At 63.1% G+C, this 16,864-nt stretch carries 17 protein-coding genes; 9 read left to right on the top strand and 8 right to left on the bottom strand.

The features are described from left to right. Nucleotides 1–68 precede the first annotated feature (68 nt). The 4 genes from Q1W70_RS03425 to Q1W70_RS03440 form a co-directional block, all read right to left on the bottom strand. Nucleotides 69–986, bottom strand: a complete 918-nt coding sequence (locus Q1W70_RS03425; RefSeq protein ID WP_185818691.1) for a 5-oxoprolinase subunit C family protein — start codon at nucleotides 984–986, stop codon at nucleotides 69–71. Beyond that, entirely contained in the window at nucleotides 983–1,687 is a 705-nt protein-coding gene (gene pxpB / locus Q1W70_RS03430; protein WP_166592125.1) for a 5-oxoprolinase subunit PxpB, read from the bottom strand. Before pxpB ends, Q1W70_RS03425 begins: the two co-directional genes overlap by 4 nt. After that, entirely contained in the window at nucleotides 1,684–2,436 is a 753-nt protein-coding gene (locus Q1W70_RS03435; protein ID WP_166592126.1) for a 5-oxoprolinase subunit PxpA, read from the bottom strand. The genes pxpB and Q1W70_RS03435 overlap by 4 nt, the downstream gene beginning before the upstream one ends. A 67-nt stretch (nucleotides 2,437–2,503) precedes the next feature. Continuing rightward, on the bottom strand, nucleotides 2,504–3,796 hold the full coding sequence (locus Q1W70_RS03440) for an MFS transporter (RefSeq protein ID WP_166592127.1): 1,293 nt from the start codon (nucleotides 3,794–3,796) through the stop codon (nucleotides 2,504–2,506). Nucleotides 3,797–3,938: 142 nt separating this feature from the next. Here Q1W70_RS03440 and Q1W70_RS03445 point away from each other — a divergent pair, with 142 nt between their 5' ends. The 4 genes from Q1W70_RS03445 (at nucleotide 3,939) to Q1W70_RS03460 (ending at nucleotide 10,222) form a co-directional block, all read left to right on the top strand. Next, entirely contained in the window at nucleotides 3,939–4,868 is a 930-nt protein-coding gene (locus Q1W70_RS03445) for a LysR family transcriptional regulator (RefSeq protein ID WP_166592128.1), read from the top strand. Between the two features lie 104 nt (nucleotides 4,869–4,972). After that, nucleotides 4,973–6,895, top strand: coding sequence for an IucA/IucC family protein (locus tag Q1W70_RS03450; RefSeq protein ID WP_302098635.1), 1,923 nt, complete (start codon nucleotides 4,973–4,975; stop codon nucleotides 6,893–6,895). Further along, the gene (locus Q1W70_RS03455) at nucleotides 6,885–8,096 is read left to right on the top strand and encodes an MFS transporter (protein ID WP_166592144.1); all 1,212 of its coding nucleotides are present in this window, start codon (nucleotides 6,885–6,887) and stop codon (nucleotides 8,094–8,096) included. The genes Q1W70_RS03450 and Q1W70_RS03455 overlap by 11 nt, the downstream gene beginning before the upstream one ends. Before the next feature lie 14 nt (nucleotides 8,097–8,110). Next, on the top strand, nucleotides 8,111–10,222 hold the full coding sequence (locus Q1W70_RS03460) for a TonB-dependent receptor (RefSeq protein ID WP_166592130.1): 2,112 nt from the start codon (nucleotides 8,111–8,113) through the stop codon (nucleotides 10,220–10,222). 55 nt (nucleotides 10,223–10,277) lie between these two features. Here the strand turns inward: Q1W70_RS03460 and Q1W70_RS03465 are convergent, their stop codons facing one another. From Q1W70_RS03465 to Q1W70_RS03475, 3 genes are read right to left on the bottom strand one after another with little or no spacing between them, the layout of a single operon-like run. After that, nucleotides 10,278–10,820, bottom strand: coding sequence for a DUF2937 family protein (locus Q1W70_RS03465; RefSeq protein WP_166592131.1), 543 nt, complete (start codon nucleotides 10,818–10,820; stop codon nucleotides 10,278–10,280). A 12-nt stretch (nucleotides 10,821–10,832) separates the two neighbouring features. After that, nucleotides 10,833–11,609, bottom strand: coding sequence for a class II glutamine amidotransferase (locus tag Q1W70_RS03470; protein ID WP_166592132.1), 777 nt, complete (start codon nucleotides 11,607–11,609; stop codon nucleotides 10,833–10,835). 29 nt (nucleotides 11,610–11,638) lie between these two features. Next, the gene (locus Q1W70_RS03475; RefSeq protein ID WP_166592133.1) at nucleotides 11,639–12,136 is read right to left on the bottom strand and encodes an MFS transporter; all 498 of its coding nucleotides are present in this window, start codon (nucleotides 12,134–12,136) and stop codon (nucleotides 11,639–11,641) included. A 100-nt stretch (nucleotides 12,137–12,236) separates the two neighbouring features. Here Q1W70_RS03475 and Q1W70_RS03480 point away from each other — a divergent pair, with 100 nt between their 5' ends. Next, nucleotides 12,237–14,291: a S9 family peptidase gene (locus tag Q1W70_RS03480; RefSeq protein WP_265537294.1), complete on the top strand. Its 2,055-nt coding sequence runs from the start codon at nucleotides 12,237–12,239 to the stop codon at nucleotides 14,289–14,291. Nucleotides 14,292–14,308: 17 nt separating this feature from the next. Here the strand turns inward: Q1W70_RS03480 and Q1W70_RS03485 are convergent, their stop codons facing one another. Then, complete coding sequence (locus tag Q1W70_RS03485) at nucleotides 14,309–14,599, bottom strand: hypothetical protein (RefSeq protein ID WP_166592135.1); 291 nt, start codon at nucleotides 14,597–14,599, stop codon at nucleotides 14,309–14,311. 93 nt (nucleotides 14,600–14,692) lie between these two features. Here Q1W70_RS03485 and Q1W70_RS03490 point away from each other — a divergent pair, with 93 nt between their 5' ends. The 4 genes from Q1W70_RS03490 to Q1W70_RS03505 all read left to right on the top strand — a co-directional run bounded on the left by Q1W70_RS03490 (nucleotide 14,693) and on the right by Q1W70_RS03505 (nucleotide 16,853). Beyond that, nucleotides 14,693–15,379 (top strand): spermidine synthase, encoded by a 687-nt coding sequence (locus tag Q1W70_RS03490; RefSeq protein WP_166592136.1) that lies wholly within the window; start codon nucleotides 14,693–14,695, stop codon nucleotides 15,377–15,379. 48 nt (nucleotides 15,380–15,427) lie between these two features. Continuing rightward, on the top strand, nucleotides 15,428–15,799 hold the full coding sequence (locus Q1W70_RS03495) for a YajD family HNH nuclease (RefSeq protein WP_095171662.1): 372 nt from the start codon (nucleotides 15,428–15,430) through the stop codon (nucleotides 15,797–15,799). Between the two features lie 133 nt (nucleotides 15,800–15,932). Beyond that, nucleotides 15,933–16,403 carry an RNA methyltransferase gene (locus Q1W70_RS03500; RefSeq protein WP_095171660.1) on the top strand — a complete coding sequence of 157 codons (471 nt, stop codon included), beginning with the start codon at nucleotides 15,933–15,935 and terminating at the stop codon, nucleotides 16,401–16,403. Between the two features lie 78 nt (nucleotides 16,404–16,481). Beyond that, nucleotides 16,482–16,853, top strand: coding sequence for a YgaP family membrane protein (locus tag Q1W70_RS03505; RefSeq protein ID WP_166592137.1), 372 nt, complete (start codon nucleotides 16,482–16,484; stop codon nucleotides 16,851–16,853). Nucleotides 16,854–16,864 lie beyond the last annotated feature (11 nt).

The raw sequence follows: 16,864 nt of genomic DNA on the forward strand, positions 1-16,864 counted from the left end.
CGACGATGGCGGGGGGTCAGGCACCCGCGATATTGAATGTTCTGGCCTCATCGCGGGCAAGCCTGCGATCACCTGAACCGCTGCAGCAATTCCCGGTGCTGGCGATGCGCGGTCTCTTGCACCACCGGGGCCAGTCGCACTGTCTGCCCCGGCAGGCACTGCGCCAGGCGGGCCAGGGCCAGTGGCGTCAGCGCCCCCAACCGTGGATAACCGCCAATGGTCTGCCGGTCATTGAGCAACACGATCGGCTGCCCGTCTGGCGGCACCTGCACTGCTCCCAGCGGAATGCCTTCGGAGATCATCGGTCGGCCCTGATACTGCAAGGCCGGGCCCAGCAAGCGCATGCCCATGCGGTCGGCGCGGGTGTCCAGGGTCCAGGTGCTGTTGAAGGCATCGAACAGGCTTTGCCCACTGAACTCGCCATGTTGCGCCCCCAGCACCAGATCCAGCACAGGCGCGCGACGGAAGTCGGGGCGCTGCTCGCCCGGTACTTCGCGCAACGTCGTTGCCGGCCCGGCGTAACTCAGTTCCGCACCTTTGGCCAATGGCTGACCGAAGCCGTCCAGCCCCCCCAGTTCCTCGCGTACCACGGTGGCGCAACTGCCCAACACCTGCGGCGCAGTGAAGCCGCCGGGCGCCGCCAGATAGGCCCGGGCCCCCAGCAACGGTTGCGTGAACTGCAAGCGCTGGCCCTTGCGCAGGGTAAAACTGCGCCACGGGGCCAGGGGCTGGCCGTCCAGCAACGCGCCGAGATCGGCACCCGCCAGCGCCAGGCAACAATCGTCCTGGGCCTGCAGGGTCAAGCCGCCGAGGGTGACCTCGATCACCGCCGCCTCCAGCGGGTTGCCCAGCAGGCTGTTGGCCCAGGACATCGACAACCAGTCCGCCGCCCCGCCCTGGGTCACGCCCAGGTGGCGCACGCCGAAGCGCCCGGCGTCCTGCAACAGGCACAGCGCGGTGCTGGCCTCAATGCTCAAGCGGCTCATGCCGATACCTCCAGCGGGGTGTCATCGCCACCCAGGTTGACGAACTCGGCGTGGCTGACCGCGGCGAAGCGCACGGTATCGCCCGGCTGCATCAGGCTGTAGCCATCGCGCCCACGGTCGAACAGTCTGGCCGGGGTGCGGCCAATCAGGTTCCAGCCCCCCGGCGACACCACCGGGTAGGCCGCCGTCTGGCGCTCGGCAATCCCGACGCTGCCGGCCGCCACCCGCTTGCGTGGGGTATTGAGACGCGGCGCGGCCAGCACTTCTTCCACCAGGCCCATGAAGGCAAAACCCGGGGCAAACCCGAGGGCGAACACCTGATACTCGCGCTCACTGTGCCGACGGATCACCTCATCCACTGCCAAGCCACTGCGTTGCGCCAGCAGGCTCAGCTCCGGGCCGACACTGGGGTGGTACCAGACCGGCAGCACATGACACTGACCACTGGCCTGGGCATCCGGCGTCAGACCGTTCAAGGCCTGGGCAATCAGCTCCCGAGCCTGGGCCGGGTTCAGGGCGAGCAGGTCGTAATGCACCATCAAGGTGGTGTAGGACGGCACCAGGTCAATCAGGTGAACGCCAAAGTTTTCCCGCAGCCGCACGCAGGCGGCGAGCATCCACGGCATGTTGCTTTCGGCGATCTCATCGAACAGACGGACCATCAGGCAATCGATCGCCACCACTTCAACCCGTGGCTTCATGATGGGCTCTGCTGATTCAAGGCCTCGCGGATACGCTGCACGGCCGCCACCGAACTGGCGTTGTCACCGTGCACGCACAGGGTGTTGGCCTGCAGCACCAAAGGGCTGCCGTCGCTGGCGAGCAATTCGCCGCCACGGGCAATGATCAGCGCCTGCTCGATGATTTTTTCGGCATCGTGATGCACCGCCCCCGGCAACTGCCGCGACACCAGGTGCCCGGCGCTGTCATAGGCACGGTCGGCGAAGGCTTCGAACCACAGCGTCACCCCGTATTCATCGCCCAACGCCTGGGCAGCGCGGTTGTCACGGGTGGCCATTAGCATCAGCGGCAGTTGCCGGTCGTAGGCCGCGACGGCCTGGATCACTGCGCGCAACTGCGCCGGGTTGGCCATCATGTCGTTGTACATCGCCCCGTGGGGTTTGACGTAACTCACGCGCCCGCCCTGGGCACGGCAGATGCCGTCCAGCGCGCCGATCTGATAGTGCAACAGGTCCTGGATTTCCTGGGCGCTGTAGGCCATGGACCGGCGGCCAAACCCTTGCAGGTCCTGATAGGCCGGATGGGCGCCGATCCGCACGCCATGGCTCAGGGCCAGGCTGACGGTCTTGCGCATGATGCTGGGGTCACCGGCATGGAAACCGCAGGCGATGTTGGCGCAATCAATGAACGGCATCACCTCGGCATCCAGACCCATCGTCCAGTTGCCAAAGCTTTCGCCGATATCGCAGTTCAGTAACAGGCGGCTCACGGTCAGTGCTCCTGTGAATTTTTATCGTTTTGACCACGGGGCTTCGAGCAGCCCCGCAGATTAGCAGTTACTGCGCGTCAAGTTGCTTGCCACGGGTTTCCGGCAGGCTCAGGGCCGCCAGGATTACCACACCGTAGGACACGGCCGCGAACGCACCGATCCCCACACTCAGCGGCACGGTCTGGCTGAGCAGGCCGATCAGCAGCGGGAACAACGCCGCCAGCGCACGGCCCACGTTGTAGCAAAAGCCCTGGCCCGAACCCCGGATGCGGGTCGGGAACAGCTCGGTGAGAAAGGCCCCCATGCCACTGAAGATGCCCGAGGCAAAGAACCCCAGGGGAAAGCCCAGCCACAACATCACGCCATTGCTGACCGGCAACTGGGTGTAGAGCAGGACAATGGTGAACGAACCGACCGCGAACAGAATGAAGTTTTTCTTGCGCCCCAGAATATCGGTCAGGTAGGCGCTGATCACGTAGCCGACGTAGGAGCCGACAATCACCATGGCCAGGTACCCGCCGGTGCCGAGCACGCTCAAGCCACGTTCGTTCTTCAGGAAGGTCGGCAACCAGGACGTGATTGCGTAGTACCCGCCGAGGGCTCCGGTGGTCAGCAACGAGGCGCGAATCGTGGTGCTGAGCATGCCGGGGGCGAAGATCTCGTAGAACTTCGACGGGTTGCTCGGCTCCTGGCGGGCCTTGGCTTCACGGTAGATTTCCGGGTCCTTGACCAGACGACGGACGAAGATCACGAACACGGCGGGCACGATGCCCAGCAGGAACAGTGCGCGCCAGGCGTCTTCAGGCGGCAGCAGGGAAAACAGAATCGCGTAGAGGATCGCCGTCAGGCCCCAACCCAGGGCCCAGCCGGATTGCACCATGCCCACTGCCTTGCCACGGTCCTTGGCGCGAATCACTTCGCCGATCAGCACCGCGCCAGCGGTCCATTCACCACCGAAACCAAAGCCCATCAGGGTCCGGGCGATCAGCAGTTGTTCGTAGTTTTGCGCGAAGCCGCAGAGGAAAGTGAAGAAGGCGAACCACAGTACGGTGAGTTGCAGGGTGCGCACCCGACCGATGCGGTCGGAGAGGATCCCCGCGACCCAGCCACCGATGGCCGAGGCGATCAGGGTGCTGGTGTGGATCAAGCCCGCTTCGCCCGTGGTGATGCCCCACATCGCGATGAGCGTCGGCACCACGAAGCTGAGCATCTGGGTGTCCATGCCATCCAGGCCATAACCAATCTTGCAGCTCCAGAAGGTCCGGCGCTCTTGCTGGTTGATGTTGCGATACCAGTCAAAGGGACCGGGGCGGCTGCCGACCGGGGTCTGGACGGCGTCGGTCGTGTCGGGCGCACTCATGGCGAATCTCCGCGTAATTTTTATTGGTATTGTTCTGAGCCGCTACGACGCATATCGTGGGCTCTGGCGCATTTTTCGACGACGGCGCCCTGCCCGTCCAACTAATAAAACCCCTGCCAAGACATAAGAAAAAGTTGATCTCATGAACCTCAAGTTCCTCGAAACCTTCGTCTGGGTCGCCCGGCTGAAAAGTTTTCGCCTCACCGCCGACAAGCTGTTCACCACCCAGGCCTCGATTTCCAGCCGCATCGCCGTGCTCGAAGGCGAGCTGGGGGTGAAGCTGTTCCTGCGCGATTCACGGGGTGTGAAGCTGACGCCCGAGGGCTTGAAAGTGCTCGACTATGCCGAGCAGATGATCGACACCATGCAGGCGCTCAAGCAGTCCCTGGAAACCCGTTCGAGCAAGGCCGGACGGGTGCGCATCGGGGTGATGGACACGGTGATCCACACCTGGCTCAGCCCGTTGGTGGCGCAGATCACCGATCACTATCCGTTGCTGGAAATCGAGCTGGTCGCCGATACCTCGCTCAACCTCTGCGATCAACTGCAAAAAGGCTTTCTCGATCTGATCCTGCAAACCGACCTGCTGCGCCAGGAAAGCGTGCGCAGCCTGGAGCTGGCCAGCCACCCGATCGGCTGGATCGTCGCCAGCAACTCGATCTACAACCGCGAGTACGCGAGCCTCGCCGAACTGGCCCGCGAACGGATCATCACCTACTCGAAAAACTCCCACCCGCACCAGGAAGTGCTCAGCCTGATGCAGGCCAACGGTGTGCTCGCGCCGCGCCTGAACTGCGTGAACTCGGTGTCGGCGATCACCCGCCTGCTGCGTGACGGCTTCGGCATTGGCGCCCTGCCGCCGGTGCTGGTGAGCGAAGAACTGGCGCGCGGCGAGTTGACCCTGCTGGCCATCGACCAGCGCCCACCCAACCTGCAGGTGGTGGTGTCGTGGCGAGTGGGGGCCGAATGGGTCGAAGAAATCGTGACCTTGTGCCAGCACGTGGTGGAGCGCTATGCACAGCAAGTAGGCGAGCAGTACATGGTGCTGAGCAAACCGTTGGACAGGGTCTGAACGAACAGGCACTCAAATAGCAATCCATATCATTTGCATTAGTCTTTTTAATTGGTATTCTCAGCGCGCTTTCAGTCAACCTCAGCCTCAAGGAACAGGGCCTGATGCGCGCCTATACGCAAAAACAACAGCAGTTGCTCTCTCGCTGGAGCGAAGCCCTCAGCACCGAGGCGTTCCAGTCCCACCGCATCACCCTCGATCATTTATGCAATGCCCTGGCTCCCGCGGCCCAACGCAGTTTCCAGCGCCTGATCCAGGCGCTGTTTCGCGAAGGCCTGATTACCCCCGACGCTTGCACGTTCGACGGCAACAACCACTGCTGGCTAACACTTGGCGACGGAGCGCAACTCCACTTCGATCACCTCTGCGGCACGCGGATGAACAGTTGGGATGTACGTGGCAGCATCGTCCTGCACACCCCCGACCGCCAACCGCACAAGATCCAGTTGCCCAGCGAGCTGCTCGAGCACCTCAGCACGTTGCTCAACCCACCGGCTTCTGCACAGGTCCTGGAACGTCTGGCACTGGAGCTGGATGACAGCTTCAGCAACGACACACTGTGCCTGGCGTTCCACCATGGCTGGACCGAGCGCCTGAGGGAGCAAATCGGCGCCGAGTACGACAACAACCTGCTGGCTTGGCTCCACGCCAGTCCCGGGCACCCGAACCCGACATCGCTGCTGGAACAGTGGGGCACGCTCGGCCATCCATGGCACCCGAACTACAAGACCAAGCTGGGCTTGAGTGCCGCTCAGGTCATCGCGTTCTCGCCCGAGTTCGAAGCGAGTTTTCCGATCGTGTTGTGTGCCCTGCACCGCCAGTACGCCCACGTCGAAGCACTGGCCGGCACCGCAGATTACTGGGACTGGTGGCAGGGCCACTTCCCCCAGGCCGCCGAACAATTGCAGCGCCACTTGCACCAGCGGGGCCTGGACGCAGCGGACTACCTACCGCTGCCATCGCACCCCTGGCAAGCCCATGAGGAACTGCCACATTCGTTCGCCAACGAGATCGCGGACAACCTGCTGATCATCACTGACATCGTCGCCTTCACCGGTCACCCAACCATGTCCTTGCGCACGGTTTTACCCCAGGCCAGCCGTGTTGCGCCGATGGTCAAGCTGCCCGTGGCATTGCGCCTGACCAGCGTGCAACGCACGGTGTCACCACGCTCGGCCCGGATGGGCCCGCGCATCAGCCAGTTGATGCTGCAGATTCTCGACCAGGAGCCACAGATTCAGCGCCTGCTGAACATCGTGCCGGAGCGCATCGGCGTGCACTACGCCGCACAACCGGTAGACGAGGATCGCTCCCGGCATGCCGGCGTGTTGTACCGCGGCAACCCTCTGACGTTGCTGCAAGCAGGCGAGTTGGCGGTACCGGTCGGCAGCCTGTTCGCCGTCAACGAATTCGAACAACCGCTACTGCGCGATTGGGTCCAACTGGCTCAGGGTCGTGATGACAGCGAGGCCATGCTGGCGTTCTTCGATGATTACCTGTCGATTGCCGTGCCGGCGCTGCTGGGCATCTACCTGATGTATGGCGTGGCGTTCGAAGCGCACCAGCAAAACAGCTTCATGGTCATGGGTGCTGACGGTCAGTTGAATCGCCTGTTGCTGCGTGACTTTGGTGACATTCGCATCGACCGTAAAACCCTGCATGCACAGGGCCTGGATATCCAGTTGCACGATCCGAAAATGACCCTGTACGACGACACGGGTTTTGTCCGCGACAAACTCCTGCACACCACGTTCATGTGCCACTTGGGCGAGCTGACATTGCTCTGTGCCCGCCACTGGAGTGTGCCGCAAGACATCCTTTGGGATCGCCTGGCAACGCAGGTTGCACAGTGTTTTGACAGCGTGCGCGAGCGCGTCGAGCCGGCACGCTGGGAAAGCGAACGCCAGGCCTTGCTGGAGCAAGACTGGCCGGCAAAGTCGTTCATGCGCATGCGCTTGCTCGACAGTCATGCCGACATTGTCGGACGCCTCGGCAACCCACTGCGAGCCAGCGCCGATGCTCGCTGACGGGCGCGCATTGCGACTGCTGATCGTCATCCAGTTTGTCTCCATGGGCGCCATGGAAATGAGCGGCCCGTTCTGGCCCTTGCAGATCCAGCATCTGCTTGGGCCAGAGGGTGCCGGCTACACCGCGATGCTATCGGCACTGGTCTATGCCGGCCCGATGCTCGCGGCCATGCTCCTGACGCCTGTGTGGGGTCGCCTGGGCGACCGCACCGGACACAAGCCGATGATCATTCGTGCGCTGCTGGCGCTGGCGCTCTGCCAAGGGCTCGCGGCGATCACCAATGATCCCTGGCTGCTGGTGGCCATTCGCGTGATGCAAGGCGCGCTGGCCGGTTTCCTCGCAGCGGCCCAAGCCTATGCCCTGGCCTGCTGCGACAGTTCCCGGCGGGGCCATACCCTGGCCCGCCTGCAATCGGCGACCGCCGTCGGCTCGCTGATCGGCCCGGTACTGGGCGGCTGGCTGATGGACATCTCGGGCTTCGCCTTGCTCTGTTACGGCGCAACGGCGATTTGCCTGTTATGCGCGCTGGGCAGTTTTTTCCTGCCGGCCGACAGGGCGCGGGCCTCACCGAAAAAAAACGCCGCGCCAGTGGCCCTGCCCAAAGGCTGGCTGAATGCAATCTTGTTGGTGATCGTGTTGATCCAGGCCGCGAAGATGATCCCGCAGCCGTTCTACGCCCTGTACGTCGCCAACATCCTGCACGCTCCGGGCTGGCTGATCGGCGCCACCTACGCCGCGAGTGCCGCGACCCTGGCGATTTCCGCACCGCTGTGGGGACGTTTGTTCGACCGCTGGCAACCGGCCTACACCTTGCGCGTCATCGAGGGTGTCGCCTGGCTGTGTGCCCTGACGCTGGCCGCCACGGCACTGGCCAACGAATGGCTGGGGTTTCTCGCCAGCCGGCTGGTCTGGGGCATCTGGCAAGGCGCCCTGCTTCCCGTTGCCTATGCATTGATCGCCAATACCGTGTGCGCCAGCCAGCAGGGTTTTGCCCTCGGCCTGGGCAACAGCGCGGCCAAGGCCGGTGCCTTGCTCGGCACTGTGCTCGGCGGAGTCGGCATGGGTGTGATCGGCCTGGCCCACAGCTTCTGGCTGGTGGCCCTGACCTACGCACTGGCGGCCCTCGGAATCCGTTGGGTGCGGGCATTCACCGTGACACCCGCTCCCACACCTTTATCTACCCACGCTAATCAAAACTAGAAAAAGACGACCTCATGACCCGAACCAAACTCTCCCTGTTGATTCCATTGCTCGGTGGCTTCAGTGCCTACAGCTGGGCCGATGACACCGAACAGCAGTCCGACGCCCTGAACATCCAGGCCACGGTCGTTTCCGCGACCCGCAGTGAAGCGAGCATTGCCTCGATCCCGGGCTCGGTCCAGGTGATCGACGAACAGCAAATCCGTGAGCAGAGCGGCGCGGGTCGTCGGGTCTCCGACATTCTTGGGCAATTGGTTCCCGGCCTTGCACCGTCTACCGGCGGGATGAGCAACTACGGCCAGACCCTGCGCGGGCGCAGCGTGCTGGTATTGATCGACGGTGTGTCGCAGAACGCCACGCGCGACAATTTCCGCCAGCTCAACAGCATCTCCCCAGCCAGCATCGAACGCATCGAAGTGGTCTCCGGTGCCAGCAGTGTCTACGGTGCCGGCGCTTCAGGCGGCATCATCAACATCATCACCAAGCGTAACCAGGGCCAGGAAGCGGCCTACAGCAGCAAACTGGGCATGACCACAGGCAACAACTTCAACCGCAAAGGCTTCGCCTACGAGGCCTTCCAGAGTGCCACCGGGCGCAAGGATGCCCTGGACTGGTATGTGTCCGCCGACCTGACGCAACGCAACGATCAGTTTGACGGCAACGGTCACCGTATCCCTCAGGACACCTCCCAGGGCAGCAGCATGGACACCGAGACCTATGACCTGCAAGGTCGTTTCGGTTACGAGCTGGACGAGAACAAGAAAGTCAGCCTGTCGCTGCAGGACTACAAGGACGAACAGGACACCGGCTACACCAAGGACCCGAAAAACAAGCAAGAAGCCGTCGCAATCAAAGGGCTGCGCCTCGACGATCAACCCTATACCCATAACCAGGCGGTCAACCTCAATTACACCGACAAGGACTTCCACGGTCAGGGCCTGCAACTGGAAAGCTACTGGCGCCGCGCCGACGCGCTGTTTTTCCCTGACGTGTCGCGAGGCTTCGCGGGCATCTCCGACAACAATAGCGTGCAGAATGTCTATGGCCTGCGCGCGGCCATCGACACACCGCTACCAGCCATCGGCAGTGCCACGGGCAACCTGGTCTGGGGGGCCGACTACGATAACGAGCGCTCCACTCAACGAGGCGACCAGTACAGCGTCAAGGGCCTGGACTACACCAAGACCGGCACCACCTTCGAACTGGGCCCGGATACCGAGACCACCACCAAGGCCATCTACGGGCAAATGTCCTGGGACATCGCCGACTGGACAGTGCGCGGCGGTATTCGCCGTGAATGGATCGAAAGCGACGTCTCCGACAGCATCGCTTATGGGGAGATCGTCCAGACCGGCAATTATGCGACCCTGCCCGGCGAAACCCTTAAATACGACGCCACCCTGTACAACCTGGGGGCGGTCTATCACCTGAGCGAGAACCAGGATGTTTTCGTCAACTACAGCCAGGGGTTTTCACTGCCGGACATCCAGCGCTTCCTGCGTGATGTGAACAGCTCCTTTAACATCCAGACCCTCGACGCCCAAGCCATCAAGGTCGACAGCTACGAGCTGGGCTGGCGTGGCGACTGGGACCAATGGCAAGCCGATGTCACTGTGTATGAAAACACCTCGGACGTGACCCAGTTCTACGATGCCAATGAGCGCGTGTTGCGCCTGATCGATCAGAAGGAACGGGTTCGCGGCATCGAAAACAGCCTGACCTATCGCGCAACCGATCGCTGGTCGGTGGGGGGCACTTATGCCTGGGCCAAGGGCGAGACTCAGCAGAACGGCAAATGGATCGACCTGCCAGCCACGCGTATCTCACCAGCAAAAACCACCCTGTTCGTCGGTTATACCGAGGACGATTACACACTACGCCTGCAAGGCATGCAGTTGGCCAGCTACGACGCGGCCCTCAAGGATGACAACGGACGCGACATCAATGGCTACACCCTGGTGGACCTGCTCGGCTCCGTGGAACTGCCGGTCGGCCGGCTTGAAGGTGGGGTGTTCAACCTGACCGATCGTAACTACCAGAACCTGTTCGCCCAGTCCAACGCCAAGGCCCCCTATGCCAACGCCGAAGGCCGTACGTTCAGCATGAGCTACTCGCTCGACTGGTAAACCTTCGCCCGCACAGGAACGGTTTCCTGCGCGGGCGATCGGTTTGACTTCGGCATTACAGCCCGCGCAAATCCCGCTCTTCGATCGGCCGGCTCTGGCGCAGGCGCTTGCCGCCCAGCACCACCCAGTCGATCAGGCGGAACAGGCATTCCAGGCCGAACGACAGCAACATCGCCCCGCCCAGGCCCCAGGCCATGGCTTCGGGGGTCAGCAGGATCTGGTAGCTGTAGCCGTTCCAGGTTTCCTTGCGAATGTCCGGGTCGGCCGCCAGCGCCACTTGCAGGACGCGGATGTACCACGGGCCTTGCATGGCCTGGAATTGCTTGTCCAACGCCACCTGGCGGGTGAGCAAGGTGTTCAGGCTGTCGGCGTCGCTGCGAAAGATCGGGTCTTCGCTGGCGCGGTAGTGGGCCACCAGCGCTTGCAGGTCACCCTTGAAGAACTGCTCGGCAGTGTTCTGGAACCCCTGCAGGCCGGTCTGCGACTCGATCAGGTGGGCTTCGACCCGCTTGGCGTAATCATTGATGAAACCTGGCACCTGGACGCCCACCAACAGGCCGATGGCAAACAACACCAGACGCACATAACTGAGCAACATAGCGGCGGATCCCTATTCGGTCTGGCCGTGGCTGACGCATTCGCCGCGCCGCCACAGGCTCCATTGGCCCGGTTCGTAGCGGGTCCAGGTTTCGTTTTCGGTCAACGGTTCGGTGGCGATCACGGTCACCACATCATTGGGGGTGGTCTCGGCCTGGAAGTCGACGATCACGTCCACGTCCTTCAGGCGCGCCGGGCCAAAAGGGGCGCGGCGGGTGATCTGTGCCAGCTTGGTGGAGCAATAGCAGAACAGCCAGTCACCGTCGCTCAGCAGGCAGTTGAACACGCCCTTGCTGCGGTACTCGGCGCAAGCGGCCACCAGGCTGGGCAGCAACTGCTCGACCTCCACCGGCTCGGGGAAGGCCTCGCGCACGCGGTTGAGCAAATCGCAGAACGCCGCTTCGCTGTCGGTATCGCCCACCGGCCGATAAAAACTGGCCGTCGGCTGGAACTCGGCGAGCTGGCCGTTATGGGCAAAACACCAGTTGCGCCCCCACAACTCACGCACGAACGGGTGGGTGTTGGACAGGCAGACCTTGCCGACGTTGGCCTGGCGGATATGGCCGATCACCACTTCGCTCTTGATCGGATAACGCTGCACCAGTTGCGCGACCTGCGAATCACAACTCGCCGCCGGGTCCTGGAACAGACGCAGGCCACGGCCTTCGTAAAAGGCGATGCCCCAGCCATCGCGGTGCGGACCGGTGCGCCCGCCGCGCTGCATCAGCCCGGTGAAGCTGAACACGATATCGGTCGGGACATTGGCGCTCATGCCCAATAACTCACACATGCCGGGACTCTCGCTTCAATGCAGGGCTGTCAGAGACGGGGTTCGACTCGCGAACGCTGGGGGTTGCTCGGCACAGGGGGGCGACCATAACGATCATCACCCGCCCCGCCGAAGGGTTGGTCGTCATCGGGATCAGCCGCCTGGGCCGCGGCCTGGGCGGCAGCGGACTGCTGCTTGCGCGCCTTGGCGGCACGTTCGATCGGCAGGCGGATCAGCACGAACACCAGGTACAACCCGAGGGCGATGATGCCGTACATGAACAGGTCGGAGATCGCGCGCCAGGCGTTGTTGCCGACCTTGAACAGCAGGTCCAGGGCGGTAATGGCGATGGCCGGGGCGAATTTTTCCTTTACCGGGTCGATGATGGTCGGGCTGAACAGCAGCACCGCCACGATCAGGCGCAGCGGCTCACGCAGGTAGCGCCACATCCAGCGGGTCATGCGCATCCACACCAACAGGCAGCCCAAAGCGGCAAAGGCGTAAAGGCCCCAAGCGATCAGATAGTCGTTCTCGGTCATGGTGTCCATGGCATGGCAGGCAAAGAGGCGCTTATGATAACGGCTTTTCACTGATCAGGCTGCAACGCTGTCCGTGAAGCCCTTTTTGCACACTCGTCGAGAACCGCCCATGCCCCAATCCGCCCACGCCAGCAGCGCCCCGATTGCCCACAAGGCCGACGGGAATGACCCATACGCCTGGCTGCAGGAACGGGACACGGCGCCCGTGCTCGACTACCTCAAGGCCGAAAACGCCTACCAGGAGGCCATGCTGGCCGACCAGGCTGAGCTGCGGGAAAACCTGTTCAACGAAATCAAGGGACGGATTCTGGAAACCGACCTGTCGCTGCCCTCCCCTTGGGGTCCGTACCTGTACTACACCCGCACCACCGCCGGTGACGAGTACGCCCGGCATTACCGCTGCCCGCGCCCGGCCGATGACGGCCTGCAGGTAGATGAAAGCGCCGAAGAGTTGCTGCTGGACCCCAACGTGCTGGCCAATGGCGGCTTTTTCTCCCTGGGCGCCTTCAGCATCAGCCCCGACCACCAGCGCCTGGCCTACAGCCTGGACACCACGGGCGAGGAGGTTTACACCCTGTTCGTCAAGGAACTGGCCAGCGGCAAGGTCAGCGAGCTTGCGTTCGAGGACTGCGACGGCAGCATGACCTGGGCCAACGACAGCCTGACGCTGTTTTTCGCCGAGCTCGACGACACCCATCGCCCGCACAAGCTGTACCGCTACCGCCTGGACGGCACCGCCGCCGAAGAAGTGTTCCATGAGCCGGACGGGCGTTTTTTCCTGCACTGCTACCGCGCCAGCTCCGAGCGCCAGTTGCTGCTGTCGCTGGGCAGCAAGACCACCAGTGAAGTCTGGGCACTCGACGCCTCCCAGCCGCAGCAAGCCTTCAGCTGCCTGGCGCCGCGGGTCGAAGACCATGAATACGACGTCGACCATGGCCTGCTCGACGGCCAATGGAGCTGGCTGATCCGCACCAACCGCGATGGCATCAACTTCGCCCTGTACCAGGCCCCGGACACCGGGCGGGTGCCGAGCGAGTCCCAGTGGCAGAACCTGATCCCCCACAGTGACGAGGTGATGTTCGAAGGCCTGAGCCTGAATGCCAGCGCCATGACCCTGAGCCTGCGGATCGGCGGCTTGCCGATAATCGAGGTGCACCCACAGGGCCTGCCGACGTATCGCGTGCAACTGCCGGACGCGGCCTACAGCCTGTATGTGCAGAACAGCCTGGAGTTTGTCAGCGACAGAATCCGCCTGCGTTATGAAGCGCTGAATCGTCCGGCCCAGGTCCGGCAGCTGGAACTGGCCAGCGGCGCGCAGCAAGTCCTCAAGGAAACCCCGGTGCTCGGCCCATTCGATGCCGACGCCTACGTCAGCCAGCGCCTGTGGGCGACGGCCCCGGATGGCACCCAGGTGCCGATCAGTCTGGTGGTCAAGCGGGAGATGCTCGGTCAGCCGACCCCGCTCTACCTCTATGGCTACGGTGCCTACGGTGAAAGCCTCGACCCGTGGTTCTCCCATGCGCGCCTGAGCCTGCTCGACCGTGGCGTGGCCTTTGCCATCGCCCATGTGCGCGGCGGCGGTGAGCTGGGCGAGGCCTGGTACCGCGCCGGCAAGCAGGAACACAAGCAGAACAGCTTCGATGACTTCATCGCCTGCGCCGAACACCTGATCGCCCACGGTTTCACCAGCGCGGCGCAACTGGCGATCAGCGGTGGCAGCGCCGGCGGCCTGCTGATCGGCGCGGTGCTCAACCAGCGCCCGGAGCTGTTCGCCGCGGCCATTGCCGAAGTGCCCTTTGTCGACGTGCTCAACACCATGCTCGACCCGGACCTGCCGCTGACCGTCACCGAATACGACGAGTGGGGCAACCCGCAGGAGCCCGAGGTCCATGCACGGATCAAGGCCTACGCCCCTTACGAAAACGTCCGCGCGCAAGCCTACCCGGCGACCCTGGTGATCGCCGGCTACAACGACAGCCGCGTGCAGTATTGGGAAGCGGCCAAGTGGGTAGCGAAACTGCGGGTGACCAAGACCGACGACAACCTGTTGCTGCTCAAGACCGAACTGGGTGCCGGGCACGGCGGCATGAGCGGGCGCTACCAGGGCCTGCGCGACGTGGCCCTGGAATACGCCTTTGTGTTCAAGGTATTGGGGATCGCCTGAGACGCCCTATCGGCGTTTCAACCGCCCGGGGTCTTGCTCTTTGCCGGGGTTGGTTCCAGCCCCGGCAAGGTCTGGTCCTTGGGTGGATTGGGCTTTTCGATAGGCGGCAGCAGTAGCTCACGGCTGCTGCCACTGCCGGCCTTGGGCACTGGCGTGGGGGTGATCTGTGGGTAGGGCGTGGGGGTTGCGGTGCCGGGTGAGCCGGGAGCCGCCGAAGGTGTGACCGGGATTGCCTGCAACTCTTGCGCGTGACCCGCACTAATCGAGAGCGCGGCCAGCACAATGACCGTTAGAATGGTGCGCTTCATCAATGGCTCCATTGCCCTTGCTTGATGCTTCAAGGCTACTCCCAACCGCGCAAGAATGCCCTGATCAATGCCAGTTTTCCCAATGAGATTCCCATGAAACGTTTCGTTCTGCTCGACACCACCCCAATCCCCGAAAACGGCGGAGCCCTGTGCCTGTTCGAGTACGGCGAAGATTTCGTCATCAAGATCCAGGGCGGCGATGGCGGGCAACTGATGAACACCCGCATGCACGGCTCTGAAGATGCCCTGGCAGAGATTCCCTGCCGCAAAGTCGCCGGTCGACCGAACTCACGTGTGCTGATCGGCGGCCTGGGCATGGGCTTCACCCTCGCCTCGGCGCTCAAGCACCTGGGCAAGAGTGCGCAAGTGGTGGTCGCCGAGCTGGTGCCGGGGGTGGTGGAGTGGAACCGTGGCCCGCTGGGCGAGAAAGCCGGCAAGCCGCTACTGGACCCGCGCACAGTGATCCGCATGGAAGACGTGGCCAAGGTCCTGCAGGCCGAACCCCAGGGCTTCGACGCGATCATGCTCGACGTCGACAACGGCCCCGAAGGCCTGACCCAGAAAGCCAACAGCTGGCTGTACTCCGCCGGTGGCCTGGCCGCCTGCGCCAAGGCCCTGCGCCCCAAGGGCGTGCTGGCCGTGTGGTCGGCCAGTGCCGACCGGCAGTTTTCCGACAAACTGAAAAAAGCCGGCTTCAAGGCCGAAGAGGTGCAGGTGTTCGCCCATGGCAACAAGGGCACCCGCCACACCATCTGGATTGCCGAGAAGCTCAAGGGCTGAGCTAAACTCTGCTGATAACCGTCATTCGTCTTCTACAAAGGTGAACCCATGAGTTCGTCCACCCCAACCAACACCTCGAAACTGGACCGAATCCTCGCTGACAACCAGCGCGACAAGGAAATGGGTTACCGCGACAAGGCCCTCAAGATGTATCCGCACGTCTGCGGGCGCTGCACCCGCGAGTTCTCTGGCAAGCGCCTGAGCGAGCTGACCGTGCACCACCGCGACCACAACCACGACAACAACCCGCAGGACGGTTCCAACTGGGAGCTGTTGTGCCTGTATTGCCACGACAACGAACACTCGCGCTACACCGACCAGCAGTACTTCAGCGAAGGCTCCCTGAGCACCCCGAAAATCGCCAAGGCGACCCACAACCCGTTTGCCGCGCTGGCTGGGTTGATGAAAAAAGACGATTGAAAAGGTTGCTTCATCGCGAGCAGCGCTCCGTCTGCTCGCGATGGTGATGCCGCAAACACCAGCAATCCGCAAATCAGACACCCTCCCCCATTCCCCGTATAATCGCCCTCTTTTTCCCGAAGGCACCCCGCTCGTGGCAGACAAACGGTACAGCTGCATTGGTTTGTATAACCCCAAATCACCGGAGAACGTTGGCTCGGTGATGCGCGCCGCTGGCTGTTATGGCGTGGCGTCGGTGTTCTACACCGGCAAGCGCTATGAACGCGCCGCCGACTTCGTCACCGACACCAAGCGCGTGCACTACGACATTCCGCTGATCGGCATCGACGACCTGAAAAAAATCCTCCCGCTGGGCTGCGTCCCGGTTGCGGTCGAACTGGTGGAAGGCGCCCGCTCGCTGCCCGAGTACACCCACCCGGACCGCGCGCTGTACATCTTCGGCCCCGAAGACGGGTCGCTGGACAAAGAGATCCGCGACTGGTGCGAAGACGTGGTCTACATTCCCACCACCGGCTGCATGAACCTGGCTGCCACCGTCAACGTGGTGCTGTACGACCGCATGGCCAAGGGCCTGAATACCCGCTCCGGACCAAAATTCCGCTGATCGGCCCCACGCCCGACGGAACGACTCGAGCCCTGGCGCAGTCAGTTTTGTATCCATTGCCCCTTGAGGAGACAGATGATGAACGAACTCAAACGCGTAGAACGTATCAACTCCACTCCCTTCCAGACCCAGCCGACCCAAAATGTGCAAGGCTGGGAGCGTATCGGCTCGCTGGCGGGTGGCGTGGTAATGGTGGGCAAGGGCCTGCGCCGTGGCGGCGTGTTCGGCCTGATCCAGGTGGCGCTCGGTGGCGTCGCCCTGGCGCGGGGCATCACCGGCCATAGCTCGGCAAAAAGCTTCCTGGAAAAAAGCCGCCAGGACCTGGACAACGTCCGCGCGAAAATCGAACGGGCCGGTGAAGACCTGAAAACCCTCAAGGCCAATGCCGAGGCCGCGACCCACACCGCGACCGCTAACGACTCGTTGAAGTCACCCAAGGCCGGGGCGTAGAACCCCGCGAC

This window comes from Pseudomonas kielensis (genome assembly GCF_030505375.1).
Classification (GTDB): domain Bacteria; phylum Pseudomonadota; class Gammaproteobacteria; order Pseudomonadales; family Pseudomonadaceae; genus Aquipseudomonas; species Aquipseudomonas kielensis.

What these genes read in the sequence shown, in the direction of transcription:
- Q1W70_RS03425 (WP_185818691.1), bottom strand. Translation starts at nt 986, where the DNA reads ATGAGCCGCTTGAGCATTGAGGCCAGCACCGCGCTGTGCCTGTTGCAG.
- pxpB (WP_166592125.1), bottom strand. Translation starts at nt 1,687, where the DNA reads ATGAAGCCACGGGTTGAAGTGGTGGCGATCGATTGCCTGATGGTCCGT.
- Q1W70_RS03440 (WP_166592127.1), bottom strand. Translation starts at nt 3,796, where the DNA reads ATGAGTGCGCCCGACACGACCGACGCCGTCCAGACCCCGGTCGGCAGC.
- Q1W70_RS03445 (WP_166592128.1), top strand. Translation starts at nt 3,939, where the DNA reads ATGAACCTCAAGTTCCTCGAAACCTTCGTCTGGGTCGCCCGGCTGAAA.
- Q1W70_RS03450 (WP_302098635.1), top strand. Translation starts at nt 4,973, where the DNA reads ATGCGCGCCTATACGCAAAAACAACAGCAGTTGCTCTCTCGCTGGAGC.
- Q1W70_RS03455 (WP_166592144.1), top strand. Translation starts at nt 6,885, where the DNA reads ATGCTCGCTGACGGGCGCGCATTGCGACTGCTGATCGTCATCCAGTTT.
- Q1W70_RS03460 (WP_166592130.1), top strand. Translation starts at nt 8,111, where the DNA reads ATGACCCGAACCAAACTCTCCCTGTTGATTCCATTGCTCGGTGGCTTC.
- Q1W70_RS03465 (WP_166592131.1), bottom strand. Translation starts at nt 10,820, where the DNA reads ATGTTGCTCAGTTATGTGCGTCTGGTGTTGTTTGCCATCGGCCTGTTG.
- Q1W70_RS03470 (WP_166592132.1), bottom strand. Translation starts at nt 11,609, where the DNA reads ATGTGTGAGTTATTGGGCATGAGCGCCAATGTCCCGACCGATATCGTG.
- Q1W70_RS03475 (WP_166592133.1), bottom strand. Translation starts at nt 12,136, where the DNA reads ATGGACACCATGACCGAGAACGACTATCTGATCGCTTGGGGCCTTTAC.
- Q1W70_RS03480 (WP_265537294.1), top strand. Translation starts at nt 12,237, where the DNA reads ATGCCCCAATCCGCCCACGCCAGCAGCGCCCCGATTGCCCACAAGGCC.
- Q1W70_RS03485 (WP_166592135.1), bottom strand. Translation starts at nt 14,599, where the DNA reads ATGAAGCGCACCATTCTAACGGTCATTGTGCTGGCCGCGCTCTCGATT.
- Q1W70_RS03490 (WP_166592136.1), top strand. Translation starts at nt 14,693, where the DNA reads ATGAAACGTTTCGTTCTGCTCGACACCACCCCAATCCCCGAAAACGGC.
- Q1W70_RS03495 (WP_095171662.1), top strand. Translation starts at nt 15,428, where the DNA reads ATGAGTTCGTCCACCCCAACCAACACCTCGAAACTGGACCGAATCCTC.
- Q1W70_RS03505 (WP_166592137.1), top strand. Translation starts at nt 16,482, where the DNA reads ATGAACGAACTCAAACGCGTAGAACGTATCAACTCCACTCCCTTCCAG.